Consider the following 19773-nt stretch of genomic DNA (forward strand, 5'->3'; position numbering starts at 1 on the left):
AACCTCACTTCCAGTCCAGACCATCTACCGCAAACTCCATCGTGCGATTGCCTTCCTGGTAAAACTGAGCCTCGATGTAGATCTTGTCGACCTTACGCAGTTCGCTGACGAAGCTGTTGTAGCCCCTAATGAAAACGTAGGTGCTGTCGTTGTCATTCGGCTCGCCGGCAGAGAATCGCTTTGGCTTTCCGTTCCCGAAGCGCACCGACACAGCGCAACCGTCATATGAATTGCAGATGAACTGGCCTTTTTGGATGTGGAGAATCACGTCCTGACCCCAACGCGGGTGCTTGCGCAGTTGGAGCGTGGCCTGTTGCGCTCCGCGGTAAGGGAAGTCGAACGACAATCTGTTGGTCGACCTAATGAAGGCTGTCGTGACCGGTTTCTGGCTCATTGAATCCTGCGTGGTCTCATAATCCCAAGCCTCTCCGGCCATCCTGCGCTGCTGAAACTCACTGGCCTTCTTGATCTCATGAGAAGCCGCCGCGAGCTTGTCCGTGTACTCCTTGTTGCCTGGGTAGAGCGCCAGCAGGGCCTTGTAGGCTGTCTCCTGGCCGGCGTAGTCGTCCTTGCCCAGTTGCGCGAGTTGGGCCTTTAGAGAGGCGGTCTGCTCGTCTCTGGCGATGTCCTTAACCTTTGCATCGACTTTAGCGAACATGGCGTCCACGTCGGCATCACCCAGGCCCTTGTACTTTTGCAACAGATTCCTGGCTTCAATGATCTTCTTCGCATCCAGCAACTGTTGAAACTCGGCAGTGATGGCTGGCTTATTTGCAACCAAATAGTCCGCATCAACCTTCCTCTGCTCGACCTTTTTCTGTGCCGATGCAGCATCTTCCGCCGCTGTTTTGGCATTGGGCTCGTCCTTTAAATGGTTGGCGAACAGGAGTATTCCTGCGAACCCAAGCGCAACGGCGCCGATCACACGAGCAGACGGCTGCAGATCAAACTGAAATCTTGTCATGAGCGCGTTGCATATCGGTGGAAGCAACAAAATGGTCGCGATCAGAGGTGGAATACCAGCTGCAGGGGCCTGGAAGATGACCGTTAGCGTCCAACCAGCGAAAAGCAGGCCGAAGATCCAGTAGAGCAATGTGCCAATGAACGACTTGGTCTTATCAGCCAATGGCACAGGTTTAGGGTCAGCCAGCTGCACCGGAACATCGACCTTCGCCAGGCCTTCAACCCAGGAAGTCGGCTTACCATCGGGGATATCCGTCTCATTGATATCAAACACCAGTGGGGCCGGCACTATCAACGGCGATGCGCAATGTGGACATTTGCCTTGCTTGCCGGCCATCTCTTTAGAGACCTGAATCGGCTTGCTGCACTTATCGCATTTGAAGTTGATCATGTTCATCCTTGAAAGGAACTAAACCCTGCACTTCAGACTAGGTTATGACCATATGCTGGTCAATTGAAGCTGTTTTTGAATCCGTTCCGAAGCGCTTACCCCTATATGGTTCAGTAGCCGCTTACGCGAAGATGCGACGGTTTCTCTGAGAAGGTTATGGGCGTGCTGGATTCCTTCAATGGGCGATAGGGCAGGGGGACGATGCGCCTGGCGAGCGTAGCAACCGATCCGGATTGGGTGTATGCGGAGGGAGATGAGGAGCCAGAGTTTCACTATCTGTTGGCAAGCTACTCGACAGCGAAGTGATTCCGTGTGACCGCCTGCTGTTGGGAGCTTCATACGACGCTCGCTTCTTGGCTAATGTCAGCGTTTAAGTTAACTGAGCTCTGCTTCTCGTCTTACTGCTCCCTAGTAGGTGAGCATGTGCGACCTCAGTGATTCAAACTATTGGTTAAAAGATCACGCAGGACACTTATCCTAAATTCAAATTGCTGCTTTTGGTGTATTGTTAGGAGACTAACTACATAGAGATCTATCATGTCTAAGCTTGCAGAATTCCGCCAACTCGAAAAACACCTAGCCGAGCAGCTCCAAGCTCTCGAAGCGCTGAAAGACGACGCTGGGCTCAAAAAAGAAATCGAATTTGAGACCAAGCTCCGCGCTTTGCTTGCAGAGTACGGTTACAGCTTGAAGAACGTGATCAACCTGCTTGATCCGCAGGCCGGTCGTCGCGCACCAGCAACCGAGTCTAAAACCGGCTCTCGTAAGCCACGCCAAGTGAAAATCTACAAAAACCCACATTCGGGTGAAGTCGTCGAAACCAAAGGCGGCAATCACAAAACGTTGAAGGAATGGAAAGCTGAGTACGGTTCCGACACCGTCGAGTCTTGGCTTACCAAGTGATTTTGGTTTGAGTACAAGCAAGGGCCCATTCAGACTGCGTGAAAACGCACTGAAGGTCAGCCCAACAAACGCCCCGACTTGTTCGGGCCGTTTGTTTTTGTGCGAGCGATAGACAAGAAAAAGGTATTTCAGCCCATTAGCGCCATCAACTGGCGGGCTCCGAGCACGCTAATCGCTCGCTTGAGGTTATAAGCGTTCACCACCAATGCAATCTCCGCTTTTGCTCCCTCCAACTGGCGCGGCAGGAGCTGTCGCTAGCTGGCAAACGATAGCTGCGACTGTCGATTGCAATTGATTGTGAGGGGCTGTTCTGCTTGCCAGGGCAACCCCTTTTTTGGTGGCCTCAGTAGCCTAGTCGATCAAGCAACTGATACCAACCGGCGACCATCCTGACGCCAGGCTCACGCAGGGAGTAGAAAGGGATGGATTTTAGTTCAGACGCTGTGAGCATTCCCAGGGACGGATTGCCACCTGTTACGACCTCTGCAACATATTTTCCCATGTTTGAGGACATGGCAACACCGAGACCGTTGTACCCCATCGCATAGGTGGTTCTTGAGTCCAAGCGTCCTAGGTGGGGAACTGCATCGAGAGTCAGTGCTACAAGGCCAGACCAGCGATGGCTTATTTTTACGTTTTCCAGCTGTGGAAATTGTTTGTGGAGCGCGAGTTCCAAAGCGCGGAATGCCGCTTCAGAGTCAGTCTTCCCGAATGCCCCACGACCGCCATACAAAAGTCGATTACCGCTTCTACGAAACCAACGCATCATCCGGCGCGTTTCGCTGTAGCTTCGACCGTCAAAGATGGGCGTCTCCATTCCCACCTCATCAAGAGGTTCTGTAGCGATAATGGCAGACCTAAAAGGCACAATCGTTTTAGTCACCGCGCTTGTCGCCTTGGTGATGTCGGTGTATGCATCGGTTGCAATGACAACCTGTGAAGCGTTGATAACGCCACCAGACGTAATTACTTTCACGCCATTGTTGTGCGTGTGGAAATTCACGACTGGAGACTCTTCGAAGATGTCGACACCACTTTCAATAAGACCAGCAGCAATACCTCGCGCAAAGTTAAGTGGATGGATCGTGCCTCCATGCTTGTTGAGTACACCACCCACGAAATCTCTCGACCCCGTCTCGCGAGCCATTTCCTCCGCTGAGATGACGCGGGTACTTTTATCGCCCAGGAATTTGCGTATCCACTCATCTTCACCGACTAACGAGGCGAAAGCTGTCTGGTGGTGTGCGCATCGCATAGTCCCGTTTTGCTGATAGTTTGCGGAGGTGATCGAGTAGGCCTCAATCAGCTCAGCAACGTGGTCAACGGCCTCGTGGGCTAGGTTGTACATGCATCGTGATGTGTCCAAACCGAAGCGGTCAGCCACATCAGAGAAGGAAACCCTGTATTTTCCCTCAACCACCCCTCCATTCCGACCGCTTGCGCCCCAGCCGATCCTGCTTGCCTCTAGGATTACTGGAGACAGGCCTTTAGCCGCGAGGTAGCGGGCAGTGCTCATACCCGTGTAGCCGCCCCCAATAATCGCAACGTCGTATTGTAGCTCTTTCGTCAACGTCGGCAGTTTGGGGCCGTTATTTGCCGTGGACTGCCAAAGCGATGCGATGTCAGGAAATGGTGGGTGATTAGCATTCTGTTTGAAAGGTGTCGAATCCTGTGCCGTGTACATGATTAAACCTCTGCTGTCGCAATTTTTCTGCTCGCTTTGTGTCTAAAAGAGCGCACGTTAATTAGTAGGCCTGCAAACAGTACAGTTTAAATAGCTCCATTATGGGGCTTTGAAAGCGCGATAATGTTGCCGCTGAGAAGGTTGTGTTTGTAGGACAGGCCGCGTAGAGGTAGACGCACATCGTGCAAGCAACTATTTTTTTCTTGGCAATCTTTCGCATGCGAAGCTGCATGATGACGACGATTTGAGTTTCATATATATGATTTGTATTTATGCTGTCTATATGGATAGGGGGGAGGGAAGCTAGTGCTCGACGAGACTTCTCTGAGTAATGCTCTAAAGTTTTAATAAAATAAATATTGGTTGCACCTAATCAACGTTCAGGAGCAACCAACTCTTTAATTCGTGTACTTGCTGCTTAAGCACGAATTATGACCTATCGCTCCGACTCAACAGCTTGAGCAAACTCGCCCAAGGTTCTGAAGTGATAGTCTGGATTGGTTGAGCCGTGTTTCGGTGTTGGCGAACCACCAAAACCCTCCTGGTCGTGACGGCGCTCAATCCAGCACACATCGTACCCGAGTTGCTTGGCGACGCCGATGTCGTGGAATTGACTCTGCGCTACGTGCATGTAATCTTCGAGGCGATAGCCAAGCACCCGCTGGGTGCCGCGCAGATACGAAAAGAACTGCGGATTAGGCTTGCAGTTTTCGACATCCTCCGCTGTAACCATGTCGTCGAATGGTTCCTGCAAGGTCTTCGCCATTTCTCGAACAGACCAATTGTCAGCGTTGCTTGCGGCGATCAGACGGAAATGCTTGCGCAATTGTTTTAACGCATCAATCGAGTCCGGGAAAGCCGGCCAGTCTGATATGGACAAACGAAGACCCTCAACATCTGCATCAGCTTTAGAAAAGCCAAATTCGGATGCCATGATGCGATAGATATGGGGGAGCATAGTGGTGAATGATACGCCAGGAGTTTCGGCATGGAGAGCTGTTTCAGCGGCAGCGAAACTCTGAAGAATCTGCTCATCAGTCAGATCGCCTCGGCCAGCTTTCTCAGCAAGAGGGCGGATGTAGTTCACTACACCCTGTTCAAAGTCAATTAGGGTGCCTACTACGTCGAAGGTCAGGGCTTTATGCTGTTTCAGTTTCATTTTTGTCTTTCCAACATGGTATGTGGTTGTGCATTGACTCTATCTCAATGCATCGAAGCCGGAAATTGACATGTTGTCATGCTTGGATCGAATTTTGTCATGGCCTGTTTTACTTTATTTTGCGTAATAATAAAGGTGCTGCGAATTTGCGTAGTCCTTGCTTTCCAAGGCTGAGTGATTTCCAAGAGCTTGGACTCCTAATCCAGATGTGATTATTTGGCTTTTGTTCCATTTGAATTTAGGTTAGTCCTGGCTCGTAGTTCGATAGGCTGTAATCGATAATAATATTTGAGGTGAGCTCCTATGAAAGTGCAGAAACTCGGAGGTCCATCCCGCATGCTAAATTTGGCTCCATGGGGGGAAGTTGGACTTCCTGGTTCACCTGTTGTGAGCCTGTCAGGAACCAAAATAGAAATAGGTGGTGAGTCGGTTGATGCAGGTGTATTCGAATGTACTCCAGGTAGTTATCGCCGTTCGGTGAAGGAGGCTGAAGTTATGCATTTTTTGAATGGGGCAGGGAGCTTTACACCGGATGGTGAGGAGTCCCTTGAGTTCGGTGTAGGTGATACATTCTTTTTTGAGGCCGATACACACGGAACTTGGAGTGTTTCTCAAACCATGCGTAAACAGTACGTCATTCTGAAGTAGCTATTGTGGCCAAGCACTGTCGTCGTAGCTCTTCGGCATCGAGGTGGTCAGGTCAACGGACGTGTCTAGTAAGCGTCGTTGAGCGTGACGCATGGCTTTCATTGCATTAAAATTTCGCATTCACGATAAGGTGGCATGGTGCTAGTGATGCGATTGGATATCGATTCCCTACGGGCGTTCAAAACGGTTCTGGAGCTTGGTGGGGTCACTCGGGCTGCAGAAAAGCTTCACTTAACCCAGTCTGCCGTAAGCCATAAAATTTCTCGCCTAGAGGAAAAGCTAGGGCGTCCGATTTTGTATAAAGGCCCCCAGGGGGTAATTCCCACTGCTGATGGTACGCAGTTGCTTAATTTTGCGAATCGTCTTGTAGCGATACATGATGAAGCAGTTGAGTTCTTCAAACGCTCCGATTTGTCTGGTGAGATTAGATTAGGAACGACCGAAGATGCTATTGATAGCAAAATGTCAGCTGTCTTCGGACGTTTTCGACGCTCTAATCCCCTCGCTTCGATGAATATTAGGGTAGCTCAGAGTCTACTGTTGAATGAATGGCTGAATACGTCTGAAATAGATTTAGCTATTTTGCAAGTTTTTGTTGATCAAAAAATGCCTGGCGACACTGAGTTATGGTGCGAGGACTTACACTGGGTAGAGTCGGTCAACCATCCATTGACGTTTAACGGTAGTGTTCCTTTCGTCTCTTTCGATAAGAATAGTTTTTATGGTCTTGCCGCAAAACAGAAGTTGGAAGAAGTTGGGTTGAGGCTTGAAAACATAGTTGAGTGCCCAAGTAGGGATGGGGTAAAGGCTGCAGTTTTGAATGGGCTCGGTGTTACACTTCTTAGTAGCAGGAATATAACGGAAGGGTTGACTGAGGTGGCAGGGGGGCTGCCTAAGCTTTCGCAGGTTTGTCACGTGTTGAGGTCGCATCCAGTTGCTGGAGGCCCTTTGCTGAAAAATTTAGTTGACGCGGTACTTAACGAGTTTTTGGAGGCGCCGCCCTCCTAAATAGGGATCTGTACTCAGACTATTAGTTGAGTGAGGATTTTTGTTTTGTTTTGTTTTGTTTTGTTTTGTTTTGTTTTGTTTTGTTTGAGGTTGACTAGGCCGGTTTTTCGTCACGAAGTGACGGGTTTGAGCTCGCAATACCTAACCAGCAACTATATTATGAAAGCGAGGTACTGGCACGGCACCCGTTATACCCCAATTTTTGGCTCTCTTTTATCGAAAGCTATCAATATTTCATTTATCAACAAATCTCGTTGTTGTTCATCGATGATCTTCACGTGATGCAGAGCAAAAACGTATCTCTTGATTTCATGAGCGTGATTTTCCAAGCGCACGGTGTCGGGACAGTCGTTTAGGTTAGCAATCATAATGCGGGCGGTACTCAAAGCTGCTTTTATGTCGATTGCGCTCATTGTAAAGCTCCAAGGGTACTTGTAATCGCTAGATTTTAGTGCCTTACCACTATACCTATGAGCTGGCTCGGATCAGCACTGTCATCAGCAACTGTCTATTTGGTCTACATCGAGCGTTGAGCGAAGTAAGAGCGAGGTGCTTAGCAGGATACTGTCACTTTAGAGTCTATCAGCGCGCAGGCCTGGCAAAACTCCTACCAAAAGAAGCATCAGAAACTCGTAAATTTCTACTATTTATACCTGACTTAAAAAACAATATCTGAATTAATCTCAGACATCCTCCCAGCAGCGAAATCACCGAGCAACCTCTATAAAAACAACCGCCCGGTTATTTTACGTTGAACATCTAATATCGAAATCATTGCAGAACAGTAATTTTTCCTGATTTAACAACTGCCTAAAACAACAATGGTTGTCATCAATGGAGAGTTCAGATGTCGAAGAACATTATTGCAATTTCCCTGCTCGGCAGTATCGCTTTAGCGAACCAAGCAATGGCTGAGAAAATAACCGTTATCTCATACGGCGGAGCGAGCAAAGACGCTCAACAAGTCGCCTTCTACAAACCGTTCAAGGATCATTCTGGAACCGACATTGTTGCCGGAGAGTGGAATGGCGAGATGGCTAAGCTGAAAGCCATGGTCGAAACAAAAAGCGTGAACTGGGACGTCCTAGACGTTGAAGATACAGACCTTGCACGAGGTTGTGAGGAAGGTCTATTCGAAAAAATCGATTACAGCAAGATCAGCAGTAAGGGGGATTTAATCTCAGGTTCACAGCAAGAATGCGGTGTCGGAATATTTGTATGGTCGAACGTCCTTGCCTATAACCCAGATAAACTCAAAGAAGCTCCCAAAGATTGGAAAGACTTTTGGGACACCAAGAAATTTCCAGGTAAGCGTAGCCTGCGCAAATCTGCTAGGGGCTCTTTAGAGTTTGCACTCATGGCTGACGGGGTGCCCGTGGCTGACGTATACAAAATTTTGTCCACGCCCGACGGCGTCAACCGTGCATTTGCAAAGCTTGATGAGCTAAAACCGTTTATTCAGTGGTGGGAAGCCGGTGCACAGCCACCACAGTACCTTGTCTCGGGCGACGTAGTCATGAGCTCAGCCTACAGCGGAAGAATTCATGCAGTTCAAAAATCGGGCGTGAATTTGAAGACCGTCTGGAATCAGAACCTGTACCAATTTGATGATTGGGCAATTCCTAAGGGGACACCGAATCTTGCGGCAGCTTATGAGTTCATCAATTTTGCAATGCGTCCGGAGCAACAAAAAATCTATACCGAAAAAATGGCTTACGGCCCTTCCAACAACATAGCAGCAAGTTTGCTGGATAAATCTCTGGCCTCAGATCTGCCCACTGCTCCTGAAAACATGAAAAACGCACTTAAAATTGATGTTGATTTCTGGTTGGAATATGGCGAAAGTCTCGAAGAGCGCTTCATTGCCTGGTCGAGTAAAAACTAGCCTTTGTCGTGCCGGGTAATACTCGGTACGTCATCCTTTCTAGCTAGCGTCAGCTATTTGATAATTGACACCAGGACAGATTCAGCGTGAGGGACTTCGACTGCTAGTCGCGGATCAACAGTCAGCTATGACTACGCACACTCATCATTTGGTTGATCGCCTCAGCCAAAAAGTGGACTGACCCGAGAGGTGAGGGCGGAAGCGCAGACAATTCATTTTCGCTAATGATGGGTACCACTCCCATATCGAGCAAGGTTCGTAGGGTCGCCCTGATACCGGATTTTCGATGGTCGATCTTCAGATCCTCCTGGTTGAGCAACACCTGCGCGCAGATTTGGCCTGACTTAGCGAACATTGTTTCCCAAAGAGTTCCCATGGCTGTTTGACCAAATGCCATAGCCGCTAACGAGAGCGTTGTTGCCCGTTGACCTTGCAATGATTTCATCCTTGCCAGCCCTACAGATATCGCGCTGTCGCAAACCAGAATGGGCCGTTTACCCTGATCGAAGCTTGATTTTGCTTGTTCAGCCCACGCCCTTACACCGTCAGCGTCGATGGCATTCCCTTTCTGGATCAGTGATCGAGTGTCTATCACCCAGACGGCTACCTCGTACACATCGTCCCCTTTGTTATCTGTTGAGTGAGCCCCTTCTGGCAAGTGCCGAAGGGGTCAGAACAAATGAATCTCTGCTCACTTACAACTGGTAAGTGGCAGCTTTCTCGATGGAGTATTTCAAGATATCAATGAGCACATCGATGTCTGCCTCGGTGTAGTTCAAGGACGGGGCGAATCCGAGGATGTCGTCAGAGAAGGCCCTAAATACCAATCCCTCTGCAAACGCGTGCTTGAGGACTTGTTGACCAAACTGCAGAGAGGTTGGAGGCTTGGCTTTAGTCTGTTTATCAACCACGAACTCCAGTGCCGCCAACATGCCTCGGCCACGAACCTCTCCCACGCAGGCGAGAGATTCCAGTTGCTTCAATTGCTCTTGGAAGTACGCGCCGACATGCAGCCCATTTTGCAGAAGGCCACCCTCCAGATAGAGGTCGAGCGTCGCGTTTGCGATTGCTGCGCTTACGGGATGACCAGCGTACGTTTGCCCATGACCCAATGCCGTTCCATCGTTGCCTGCCTGAGCGATAGCGGCATATATCTCCTCGGAAATCAGCGTCGCGCCCATCGGGGCATAACCAGAGGTTAAGCCTTTGGCAAGCGTCAACAGATCGGGACTTACACCTTCCGACTCGCACGCGAACATCGGGCCTGTACGCCCGAATCCTGTAATCACTTCATCGACAATTAACAAAATACCTAACCGATCACAGGTGTCACGAATCGCCTTCAAAAAGCCTTTAGGTGGAACGATCACTCCACCCGAGCCTTGTATAGGTTCGCAGATGAACGCAGCGACCTTCTCCGAACCGATCTCGGCGACTTTGTCCTCCAAGGCCTTGACCGTGCTGCGCAGTACCTGACTTTCATCAGGGCCTTCTGGATGGCGGTAGGTGTAAGGGGAAGGAATGTGATGCTGTTCAGCCGTGGGCACATCGAAATAGCGATGGAACAACGGTAATGCGGTCAATCCGCTGCCGTTCGAAGAGGTGCCGTGATAACCACGCTGCAATCCTATGAATTGCTTCTTCTCAGGTCGGCCAGTCGCATTGAAGTAGTAGCGAACCAAACGGATAGCTGTATCCACCGCATCCGACCCACCTTGACCGAATACGACCCGATCCAAACCTTTAGGAGCTAACGAAGCCAGGCGAGCTGCTAGCTCTATGGCTGGCTCGCTTGCAAAGTGAAAATAACCTGTGGCGTATGGCAGCGTCTCAAGCTGTTTTTTAGCTGCCTGCACGATGGTTTGTTGCCCATAGCCGGCATTGACGCACCACAAGCCAGAGAAAGCGTCCTGAACCCGCTTGCCATGAATATCAGTGAGATGGATACCTTCCGCAGATTTCCAAATACAGGGCCCCATAGCTTCATGCTGCAACAATGCAGTTACAGGGTGAACCCAATGGCGATCCTGGCGCATTAAGCGATCTACATCGTGCATAAAAACTCCAAAGACTATCGAGTCGTTTAGCTGACTAACGACTTAAAAATAATGATGAGCACAGGTTTCAAAGCACGGCTTCATACCGTTCGCATGGCGGGCAAGAAACCAATAAAAATAGAGGCTTCGCGAAAGAAGGCGTCGCCTAATCCGAGCAGCACCCTCCATATACGAGGCGCCCAACTTTTCGCTGTCGTTGAGAGACCAATGGCAATACCGACGACACTCACCGTGTGGTCGGTATTGCCAGCGTATTAACTGCGCGGGATCAATCTAGCCCGCCTTGGCATGTGTATTTGATGTGCATGTACTCCTCCAGACCATGTGTCGAACCTTCTCGACCATAACCAGAGTCCTTCACACCGCCGAACGGGGCAGCCTCGGCAGCCAAGGCGCCTTCGTTAATGCCAACGATTCCGCACTCTAGTGCTTCGGAAACACGGGTGACTCTGCGCAGATCTGTAGTGTAAAAGTAGGACGCCAATCCGAACGGTGAGTCATTGGCCCACAACAGAACTTCTGCCTCTGTTGTGAATTTCGTGATCGGCGCAACAGGGCCAAATGTTTCCTCAAGGAAGCATTTCGAGGTTTTATCAACATCGACCAACACGGTAGGTGCGTAGTAGGTGTCACTTAGGCACTCCGCCGATTGAATACGCTTGCCCCCAGTAGCAATCCGGGCGCCACGGCTTACAGCGTCAGTCACGTGACTTTCAATCTTTTCAATTGCTTTGGCATTGATCATCGGGCCAATCTGCGATGCTGGGTTGGTGGCGGGGCCGACGACCAGAGCTGAAACTCGTGCTGTCAGCTTGTCAACGAACTCGTCGTAAACCCCGTCCTGCACATAGATTCGGTTAGGGCACACACAGGTCTGACCACCGTTTCGGAACTTGGCGATCATCAATCCTTCAATTGCGTCATTTATCACTGCGTCGTCGAAGACGATGAAGGGAGCATTGCCGCCCAACTCCAATGACAATTTTTTAAGAGTGTCTGCCGATTCTCGGGCCAGGTGCTTGCCCACCGGGGTCGATCCGGTAAAGGTGATCTTACGAACTCTTGAGTCATCCAGCCAAACATCAGCCACTAACTTGGATTTTGACGTCACCACTATATTCAGAACGCCCGGTGGGACGCCGGCGAGTTCGGCCAACTTCACCAGTGCCAGTGAGGTCAGCGGCGTTTCTGCCGCAGGCTTGCACACAACGGTACAACCAGCTGCCAATGCTGGAGCAATTTTGCGAGCAATCATCGCTGCCGGAAAGTTCCAGGGAGTAATCGCCGCGATGACACCGACAGGCTCTTTATAGGCGGCCATCCGGCGCCCTGCGGCCGGAGAAGGGATGATTTCTCCGTTGGAGCGAGTCGCTTCTTCAGCGAACCACTCAACATAGCTAGCGGCATAAGCGACTTCGCCAACACCTTCTGCCAACGGCTTGCCTTGCTCGGAGGAAATGATCTTTCCCAGATCCTGCGCGTTCGCCAGAATCAGGTCATTCCAGCACTTGAGGATGTTAGCTCGTTGTTTTGCCGGAACCTTTTTCCAGGTCTTGAATGCCTCAGCCGCTGCATCAACGGCTGCTTTGGCATCGACCTCGTCGCTATCGGGTACTGTGGCATACACTTCGCCGGTAGCCGGGTTGATAACCGGCAGGATGCTTTTACTTCGAGCATCACACCATTCTCCATTGATGAAATTCATCTGGAGCAGCAACTCGGTATTCTCAATTACAAAAGACATTTTACCTCCAAAGCAACAATTACCGTCCACACGACATATTGCCCGCGCGAACTATCGAGAAAAAAACGTGGCAGCAATAGCATTCCGAACACCCTCAACCAGGGTATCAATTTCGGCGAAGGTATAATTAAATGATGGCGCAAAGGCCAACACGTCCCCTTCAGTGACTTTGAAAACAATGCCATGCTTAAGGCCATTCAATAGAATTTTTTGACCGATGTTTTCGTGATGTGCAAAGCGCACTTTACGAAACTTATCCTCTACTATCGTAACGGTTGCGAGCAGACCCTTAACACGAACATCACCGACATAAGGCATGGCCATTAATTCATATAGGCGAAGATGGAAGTGCTCGACGATGTCGACGACAGCCTCCAAAGCCCCTCCCACGGTATAGTGCTCAAGAGCAGCAGTTAACACCGAAAAATCAGCGGGTTTTGGGTGCGAGCTATCGTCAAAGTTTTTTTCCGCCGAATTTGACCGGGAGAGGGCAACTCCAACTCGATCGGCAAGCAACGCCGCACCTGTTTTCACGTAGCCGGAACTTATTCCATCACCGATCACCAAAACATCCGGAATAACAGCTTCGTCACTGCAGAAAAATATGCCGCCGGCCCGACCAAAACCGGATAACTTTTCATTTACGACAAGTAAGATATTAAGGCGATGGCATTCACTGTGCAGCCGGGCCAAAAAACCCGGGGGTATGGACTCAAGTTCTCCAAAGATCTGGACAGGTTCGACAATGATACCGGCACACCGATCAGAACCATTCAATGCAATAAATCTTTTTACAGTGGTAATTGCTTGACTTAGCCAGTCAGCAGGGTGCTTATCCTCACTTAGCATTGTCGTTTGTGAGTAACTGTGTATTGCTGGTAGGAATAACGAGCGTACATCAAGGTCAATGTCTTGCATTGACTTTGCGGCGCCCACAGTGCGCATCGTCGCCCTTCTCGTGAATTCCAATTCTAAAAAATAAGTCTTTTGTGGTAGCCCGACCGCCACGAAATAATTTCGGACCAATACCAATGCTGTTTTCAGAGCCGCATCAGCACTCTTTCTTAAAAATACGTGGGACAGCCCAGGCGGTGTGATGTCACTCAGAGTTTTACAAAACCTGGAGGCCTGAACGTCCTGGTGCTCAAGAGACACTTCCAGTTCTGCAAATTCAGGGATATAGCCTAGATTCGTGTATCCATCGCCGGAATAACAATCCTGAAAACGCCGTCCATCGCGGTTGATCAGAAAAACGCGATCTGCCCATACCCAATCATGCATGGAATTACATTGGGTAAATGGCAGCTCGCCAACTGCCAAGAGATGGCTGTGCTTGCATTGCACGATGTCTGATCCAAGATGGACGTTCATGATCGCTCCGGCTGCTAAATTTATTATTGTAAAACTGATCATTCAGAATAAAGTGACAGCGGAACCCGACGACGTAATGATCTTAAATTCGTCTGCCGAGTTCAAACCAGAATTATCACTTTTGACTCTATGGCGCTGGGCGGCCATTACGAATGCACCAGTTCTCACGCGGCAACTCAGTTAAGCCGATGAAAATATCAACATCCTGAATGCCCAAAGCACCGAAACGCTTGATGATCTCTTGGTACAGCACTTGTTTGGCGACATCCGTTCGCCCAGGAAACATCTGAATAGTTACAAGAGTGAAATTCGCCGAACTGTCCGGAGGTGTAAAAAAATACTTAGGATCATGCTCGACATATCGCAACTGTCGATCTGACGCTGGCACATTAAATGCCTTTAGCTGGGCCTCATATACCGCTTGCAGTAGCTGCTCTATTTCTTCAGCTGTACGCTTACGGCAGACTTCGATCAGGGCCAATGGCATGGCAAACCTCCAAGTTGACTCATCTTTAGATTAAAGATCCCGGCAAACTTGAACTACGAAGCTTTCCTAGGATAAATGGACAAAAAACTCCTACGACATGCAGTAGTCTGACCTGCGCTTACTGATACATCATTCCGCTCATATCAATATCTGGTTTGCGGCCAGCGACTAGGTCGGCGGTAACCTTTCCGCTGCCACAGGACATCGTCCATCCCTGAGACCCGTGTCCGGTGTTCAGGAACACGTTACTGATCTGAGTCGCACCAAATAGCGGATTGCCGTCTGGCGTAGCAGGGCGCAAACCACACCACAACTCAGCCTTGGAGTAGTCGCCGATAGTCGGGAACAGATCCTTGGCCGCTTGGGTCATGTAGCGAAAGTCCTCTGGCGAAATTCTCATGTCATAGCCGGTGAATTCAGCTGTCGCAGTCAGGCGTAAGCGATCTCCCAAAACGGAAAATGCCAAAAGGTTGTCCTCATCCAGCCCGCCCATCGTGGGCGCCTCTTCCGGTCGTTCAATAGGTACAGTCATGGAATAGCCTTTTACCGGGAACACATCGATTTTCACGCCATATTTGCGCAGCAGAACCGACGAGTACGACCCCATAGCAACCACAATGGCGTCTGCAGAAATCACGCCTTTTGAAGTGCTCACGGAGTGCACCTTGTTGTTCTCAACGTTTAGGCCCAGTACCTGTGTGTTGAACATGAATTTGACCCCCCGTTCCGCACAGACTCGCGCCAGCTCGGAGGTGAACAGACGTGCGTCGCCAGTCCCGTCCGAAGGCACGTACACTCCCCCCACCAGCTTATCGGCTACAGGTTTGAGTGCTGGTTCTAGCTCTGCTACGCGTGCCCCTGAAACCACTTCGATTTTCAACCCGGCCTGTTCCAGGACGCGCATTTGGCGTAAGCCTTCATCCATCGAATGTTGAGTTCGGTAGACGTACAAAAGCCCTTTGTCTGTGTGGAAGAACTCAATTTGGGTGTCATTCAACACCTCGCGCATTACATCTTGAGAATACGAGGCCAATCGCAAGCGGGTGGCCGCATGCTTGTCTGCGCGAGCACGTGGGCATTCGCAGAGAAACTTGATGAGCCAAGACCACATTCGTGGATCGACTTTAGGGGCGATGCGCAGGGCTTGGTCATTCCGAAAAAATGATTTGACCATGATTCGTGGTGCGGCAGGGCTTGCCCACGGGTACGAATGGCCCTGGCATAGCAGGCTTCCGTTCGCAAAGCTTGTTTCCATCGCCGCCGATGATTGACGATCAATGACCGTTACATCGTGACCGTCTTGAGCTAGATAATAGGCCGACGGAATACCTGCAAGACCCGCTCCGAGCACCAATACTTTCATAATCAGACCTTTTGAGTTTTGAGTTCGCCACCGTTTGCCTGTGACGTCTAGGTCGTGGCTCACACGACTATTTGTTACGCGTGCGCAACACATCCCAACTAGATTCGATTATGAGCACCTGCTAATTTATTTTTATTCGAAAATTTGCCGGCGACGCTGTAAATTTTCTTTTCCTCGCGCCATAAAAGTAATTTTTTTGCACCACGGCAACTTAGTATCTATTAACTAATACTGGAGGATGCACCATGAATAAAATCGTATTTGTTGACTGTACGCCAGAACTTAAAGCTCTCTTCGATGCGGGAAAGCTAAAAGCTCCTGAGGATACCTATATAAATTTTGGCGACCCTACTTCAAACGAGATAGTTTCGTTGTGTGGTGCAGCTCAGATCCTACTGGTTGAGCACACTGTTATAGATGCGCAAACACTGGATGCCTGCCCTAACCTGAAGGCCATCGTGTTCATGGGGACAGGCGCCAGTACCTATATTCCGCTTGAGTGGACAAAGAGCAAAAATATTGCAGTGAGTACGACCCCCGGTTATGGCAGTACGGCGGTGGCTGAACATGCTATGGCCTTGACCTTCGCAGCGGCTCGAAAGATTGGCCCTATGGTGAAGGACATTAAGTGCGGTGTATGGCAGCCACGCGGAGGCATGCAACTCAAAGGTCGCAAGGTTGCAGTCATTGGTTTCGGAGAGATCGGTCGTTGCTATGCAGAGATGGCTTCTGCGCTCGGTATGGTTGTTTCGGCTTGGAATCGCTCGCCGGTCGATTCATCTTTTTTTGAGCCGGATCTAGATAGGGCGCTCAACGGGGCCGAGGTGGTTTCGCTCCATTTGGCCCTTAACGAGGACACATATGGTTTTCTCAATGCATCACGCTTGCGACTGCTGAAGTCGGGAGCGTTGGTAATTAATACCGCTCGTGCCGCTTTGATCGATCAAGATGCTCTTGCTGAAGAGTTGCGATCCGGGCAGGTCGGGCACGCCGCTCTAGACGTTTTCTGGCATGAGCCCATTGGTGCTGATGATCCATGGCGCGACTTGGAAAATGTCACGTTGACCCCCCATGCTGCGTACATGACCGAAGAGGCGTACCTTGAGTTATGGAAGCGCACTCTGAAGGCGGTATCGGAGCACGCGAAGGGGTAAATCAGTCAGGCATTCCTAGTTTCTAGGAGTGCCTGCAAGTCCACACCCTCTCTTTGAAATACTGTCCTGGTAACAAAAAACGTAAAAAACCGAGCCACACCGGCATTGCTCTGTAATAACTCATCCATAATCGCTTGGTATTCCACCACGCTTTTGCAGATGAATTTCAAAACGTAGTCAATTCGCCCCGTCACCATGTGGCACTCTTGCAGATCGTGATACTTGCAAATAGCTGCTTCGAAGCGCTGAAAGCTCTCTTTACGATGCTCATCCAGCTCAATTTCAGAATAAATGGTCAGCGATCCTGTAATTTTTGCAATGTTCAATGTTGCGGAATATCTCAAGATGTAGCCGTTTTTTTCAAGTCGCTTGACTCTGATGTAGCAAGGGCTCGGCGAGAGGTTGACCTTTTCCGCAAGGGCAGCATTGGTCAACGAGCTGTCCTTTTGCAGTTGGGCAAGAATGGAAACATCTATGCGGTCGAGCCTGGATTGATCGTGCATCTCCCTTTGCCTCTCTCGTGTGAAGCTTCGCTCAGTATCTGAAAGCACATTCATCTGTGGCCTATGATGAATGCAAAAGTCGCCAAACACGGCGACTTTTACTAACTCATTAAACCGACTCAAGGAGTATGGCGGATCAAAGACTCGCGTCCAGAGCCCGCTCGAACATACCCAATGCGTCATCAACATCGCTCTCAGAGGTGTTGAGAGGGCAGAGGAAGCGCACAATGTTACGGTGAATCCCGCACTTGATCAGCAGCAGCCCCTGATCTCTGGCTTGTTCAATCACTTTTTGCGCAATGTCGGCATCAGGAGCTTTGCTGTCCCTGTCAGTCACAAACTCTACCGCCGCCATTGCCCCTAGCGTCCGAACATCACCGATGCGCGTATGACGGGCTTTGAGCTTCTCAAATCCACTCAACAGCTGGCTGCCGATGCCCTGGCTGCGCTCCAACAGATTCTCGCTTTCGAAAATGGACAGAACCGCCAAACCTGCTGCGCAACCCAGCGGGTTACCGCCGTAGGTTCCGCCCAAACCACCTGGCGTAGGAGCATCCATGATCTCTGCCTTACCGACCACACCCGACAGTGGAACTCCGCCCGCTAAGCTTTTTGCGACAGTGATCAGGTCAGGTTGGATGTCTGAGTGCTGAAATCCAAACATTTTGCCGGTACGACCGAACCCCGTTTGGATTTCGTCGCAGATCAACACAATGCCATGTCGAGTGGTCAGTTCACGCAGCGCTTTCATGAACGCGGGCGGAGCTGCTACGAAACCTCCATCACCCAGTACAGGTTCGATGATGATGGCTGCAACGCGCTCGGGCAAAATCTGCGTATCAAAAATATCTTGAAGCGATGCGAGCGCTCGTTCAGTGGAAACGCCACGATACTCATTCGGATACGTTGCGTGGTGGATGTCCGGAGCAAACGGGCCGAAGTTTTGCTTATACGGCTGGCTGAAACCGGTTAGCGAAATCCCCAAAAGCGTGCGGCCATGGAAACCGCCCCGGAAAGCGATCACGCCGGAGCGCCTGGTATGGGCACGAGCAATCTTGATGGCGTTTTCGACTGCTTCAGCGCCCGTAGTCAAGAAGACGGACTTGTACGACTCGCCACCGCCTACAAGCGCATTCAACTTGCCGGCCAGCTCAACATAAGATTCGTAAGCGCCCACCTGGAAACAAACGTGGGTAAAGCTATCTACCTGCTTCTTGATGGCATCCACAACAGCAGGGTGATTGTGCCCAACGTTCAGAACCCCGATACCGCCGACGAAGTCCAGATATTTTTTGCCGGCCGTATCCCATACATAACTGCCGGCCGCTCGGCTTATGACGATTGGGTGAGCAGACGCCACGCCACGAGATACGTTATTTTCTCGTGCCGCCAGAATAGAATTCGAACTAACGTCAGTCATTCTAAGAATCTCCTTTGATCTTTTAAACCGCACAGAAAGCGCCTGGCCGATAATTATCAGGAGACGCCGATAGATAAATAATCAACTATTGCCGAGCGATAACTTCTTCAGGGCGCAAGGCAGTTCTTATGCCCAAAAAGAAAACAAAAAAAATAAAGTAGTACTGCAACAGCCTTGGAGGCGATATCGCGATTCAGCTATTTTCTATTTTAGTGTCGATACCACCCTTAGGTGGCATCGACCATGAGCAATGTATTATTAGCTCACTAGCTTTTTATGAGCTTCGGCCATCTCTGCCATACTGGTAAAGCGGAAATCGTATTTGGCTTCAGTGGCCGGTACGTGTGTTGCTCCGAAACCTTCCTTGCCGTGACGACGGTGAATCCATGCGCCTGCCAAGCCAGCGGCATTGCCTGGTACATGGTCGTGGTACAGGCTTTCAGCAGTGTGCAGGATATCTTTCTTCTCGATACCAGCTTTAGCAAGCAGGTCGATCATGTAGGTGAAGTTGTTCGGGTTAGGTTTGTAGGAACCGACATCCTGTGCAGTCACGATGTAATCGAACTCAACACCCAGCTTCGCTTCGCTGAACTTAAATTCAGTGCGGTCAATGTTGGAAAGAATTACCAACTTGTAGTGCTGCTTCAGGTAGCGCAGGGCTTCTACAGAGTCAGGGAATGCAGGCCAATCTTTAACCGAGGTGGCGAAGAGTTCACGCTCAGCGGCGATGGGCTCAAGTTCCCACTCCTTGGCAATACGGTCATATACCGCGCCCAGAATGACTGGGTACAAGGCGCCAGGTGTCAGAGTCTGTTGCGGCGACTCATGACGCCCAAAGACTTCCAGAATCTGTTCGCGATCAAGACCCTTGCCGCTACGCGTGGCCAGAGGCTGGAGACCGTTTACGATACCTGTCTCCCAATCGATCAGGGTGCCGTAGCAATCGAATGACAGTGTAGTGAAATCAGTGAGTTTCATTGCCTTTCCTCTTAATATACCCTTCAGGTACGACGTAAAGTTATGCTAGACCAAC

General features: G+C 50.1%; 18 protein-coding genes. 5 read left to right on the top strand and 13 right to left on the bottom strand.

The window, feature by feature from the left end; translation table 11 throughout:
- Positions 1 to 4: 4 nt before the first annotated feature.
- Positions 5 to 1354 (bottom strand): hypothetical protein, encoded by a 1350-nt coding sequence (locus AC1DIG_RS09105; RefSeq protein WP_477767032.1) that lies wholly within the window; start codon positions 1352 to 1354, stop codon positions 5 to 7.
- A gap of 537 nt (positions 1355 to 1891) precedes the next feature.
- On the opposite strand from AC1DIG_RS09105, the gene AC1DIG_RS09110 reads away from it, so the two are divergent.
- A complete protein-coding gene (locus AC1DIG_RS09110) occupies positions 1892 to 2257 on the top strand; it encodes a histone-like nucleoid-structuring protein, MvaT/MvaU family (RefSeq protein WP_477767033.1) in 366 nt (121 codons plus the stop codon).
- 343 nt (positions 2258 to 2600) lie between these two features.
- Here AC1DIG_RS09110 and AC1DIG_RS09115 read toward each other — a convergent pair whose 3' ends face one another.
- Together AC1DIG_RS09115 and AC1DIG_RS09120 are read right to left on the bottom strand one after the other, a co-directional pair.
- Positions 2601 to 3941, bottom strand: a complete 1341-nt coding sequence (locus AC1DIG_RS09115; RefSeq protein WP_477767034.1) for an NAD(P)/FAD-dependent oxidoreductase — start codon at positions 3939 to 3941, stop codon at positions 2601 to 2603.
- A 436-nt stretch (positions 3942 to 4377) separates the two neighbouring features.
- Complete coding sequence (locus tag AC1DIG_RS09120; protein ID WP_477767035.1) at positions 4378 to 5100, bottom strand: HAD-IA family hydrolase; 723 nt, start codon at positions 5098 to 5100, stop codon at positions 4378 to 4380.
- A 303-nt stretch (positions 5101 to 5403) separates the two neighbouring features.
- Between AC1DIG_RS09120 and AC1DIG_RS09125 the strand changes: the two genes are divergently transcribed.
- Both AC1DIG_RS09125 and AC1DIG_RS09130 read left to right on the top strand, forming a co-directional pair.
- Positions 5404 to 5748, top strand: coding sequence for a cupin domain-containing protein (locus AC1DIG_RS09125; RefSeq protein WP_477767036.1), 345 nt, complete (start codon positions 5404 to 5406; stop codon positions 5746 to 5748).
- A 147-nt stretch (positions 5749 to 5895) separates the two neighbouring features.
- Positions 5896 to 6756 (top strand): LysR family transcriptional regulator, encoded by an 861-nt coding sequence (locus tag AC1DIG_RS09130; RefSeq protein ID WP_477767037.1) that lies wholly within the window; start codon positions 5896 to 5898, stop codon positions 6754 to 6756.
- Positions 6757 to 6944: 188 nt separating this feature from the next.
- On the opposite strand, the gene AC1DIG_RS09135 is transcribed toward AC1DIG_RS09130, so the two are convergent.
- Entirely contained in the window at positions 6945 to 7169 is a 225-nt protein-coding gene (locus AC1DIG_RS09135; protein ID WP_477767038.1) for a hypothetical protein, read from the bottom strand.
- 434 nt (positions 7170 to 7603) lie between these two features.
- Here AC1DIG_RS09135 and AC1DIG_RS09140 point away from each other — a divergent pair, with 434 nt between their 5' ends.
- Positions 7604 to 8641, top strand: coding sequence for an ABC transporter substrate-binding protein (locus AC1DIG_RS09140; RefSeq protein WP_477767039.1), 1038 nt, complete (start codon positions 7604 to 7606; stop codon positions 8639 to 8641).
- Between the two features lie 121 nt (positions 8642 to 8762).
- On the opposite strand, the gene AC1DIG_RS09145 is transcribed toward AC1DIG_RS09140, so the two are convergent.
- From AC1DIG_RS09145 to AC1DIG_RS09170, 6 genes are all read right to left on the bottom strand, one after another.
- Positions 8763 to 9257: an amino acid kinase family protein gene (locus tag AC1DIG_RS09145; RefSeq protein WP_477767040.1), complete on the bottom strand. Its 495-nt coding sequence runs from the start codon at positions 9255 to 9257 to the stop codon at positions 8763 to 8765.
- A gap of 79 nt (positions 9258 to 9336) precedes the next feature.
- The gene (locus AC1DIG_RS09150; protein ID WP_477767041.1) at positions 9337 to 10698 is read right to left on the bottom strand and encodes an aminotransferase class III-fold pyridoxal phosphate-dependent enzyme; all 1362 of its coding nucleotides are present in this window, start codon (positions 10696 to 10698) and stop codon (positions 9337 to 9339) included.
- Positions 10699 to 10966: 268 nt separating this feature from the next.
- On the bottom strand, positions 10967 to 12442 hold the full coding sequence (locus tag AC1DIG_RS09155) for an NAD-dependent succinate-semialdehyde dehydrogenase (RefSeq protein WP_477767042.1): 1476 nt from the start codon (positions 12440 to 12442) through the stop codon (positions 10967 to 10969).
- 51 nt (positions 12443 to 12493) lie between these two features.
- Positions 12494 to 13813 carry an aminotransferase class III-fold pyridoxal phosphate-dependent enzyme gene (locus AC1DIG_RS09160; protein WP_477767043.1) on the bottom strand — a complete coding sequence of 440 codons (1320 nt, stop codon included), beginning with the start codon at positions 13811 to 13813 and terminating at the stop codon, positions 12494 to 12496.
- 127 nt (positions 13814 to 13940) lie between these two features.
- Positions 13941 to 14300: a tautomerase family protein gene (locus AC1DIG_RS09165; RefSeq protein WP_477767044.1), complete on the bottom strand. Its 360-nt coding sequence runs from the start codon at positions 14298 to 14300 to the stop codon at positions 13941 to 13943.
- 118 nt (positions 14301 to 14418) lie between these two features.
- The gene (locus AC1DIG_RS09170) at positions 14419 to 15663 is read right to left on the bottom strand and encodes a D-amino acid dehydrogenase (protein ID WP_477767045.1); all 1245 of its coding nucleotides are present in this window, start codon (positions 15661 to 15663) and stop codon (positions 14419 to 14421) included.
- 245 nt (positions 15664 to 15908) lie between these two features.
- On the opposite strand from AC1DIG_RS09170, the gene AC1DIG_RS09175 reads away from it, so the two are divergent.
- Complete coding sequence (locus tag AC1DIG_RS09175) at positions 15909 to 16817, top strand: NAD(P)-dependent oxidoreductase (protein WP_477767046.1); 909 nt, start codon at positions 15909 to 15911, stop codon at positions 16815 to 16817.
- 5 nt (positions 16818 to 16822) lie between these two features.
- Here the strand turns inward: AC1DIG_RS09175 and AC1DIG_RS09180 are convergent, their stop codons facing one another.
- The 3 genes from AC1DIG_RS09180 to AC1DIG_RS09190 form a co-directional block, all read right to left on the bottom strand.
- Positions 16823 to 17320 (bottom strand): Lrp/AsnC family transcriptional regulator, encoded by a 498-nt coding sequence (locus AC1DIG_RS09180; protein WP_477767047.1) that lies wholly within the window; start codon positions 17318 to 17320, stop codon positions 16823 to 16825.
- A 136-nt stretch (positions 17321 to 17456) separates the two neighbouring features.
- Positions 17457 to 18740 carry a 4-aminobutyrate--2-oxoglutarate transaminase gene (gene gabT, locus AC1DIG_RS09185; protein WP_477767048.1) on the bottom strand — a complete coding sequence of 428 codons (1284 nt, stop codon included), beginning with the start codon at positions 18738 to 18740 and terminating at the stop codon, positions 17457 to 17459.
- A 258-nt stretch (positions 18741 to 18998) separates the two neighbouring features.
- Complete coding sequence (locus AC1DIG_RS09190) at positions 18999 to 19718, bottom strand: haloacid dehalogenase type II (protein WP_019649756.1); 720 nt, start codon at positions 19716 to 19718, stop codon at positions 18999 to 19001.
- Positions 19719 to 19773 lie beyond the last annotated feature (55 nt).

It is taken from the genome of Pseudomonas sp. 05N431, assembly GCF_056397005.1.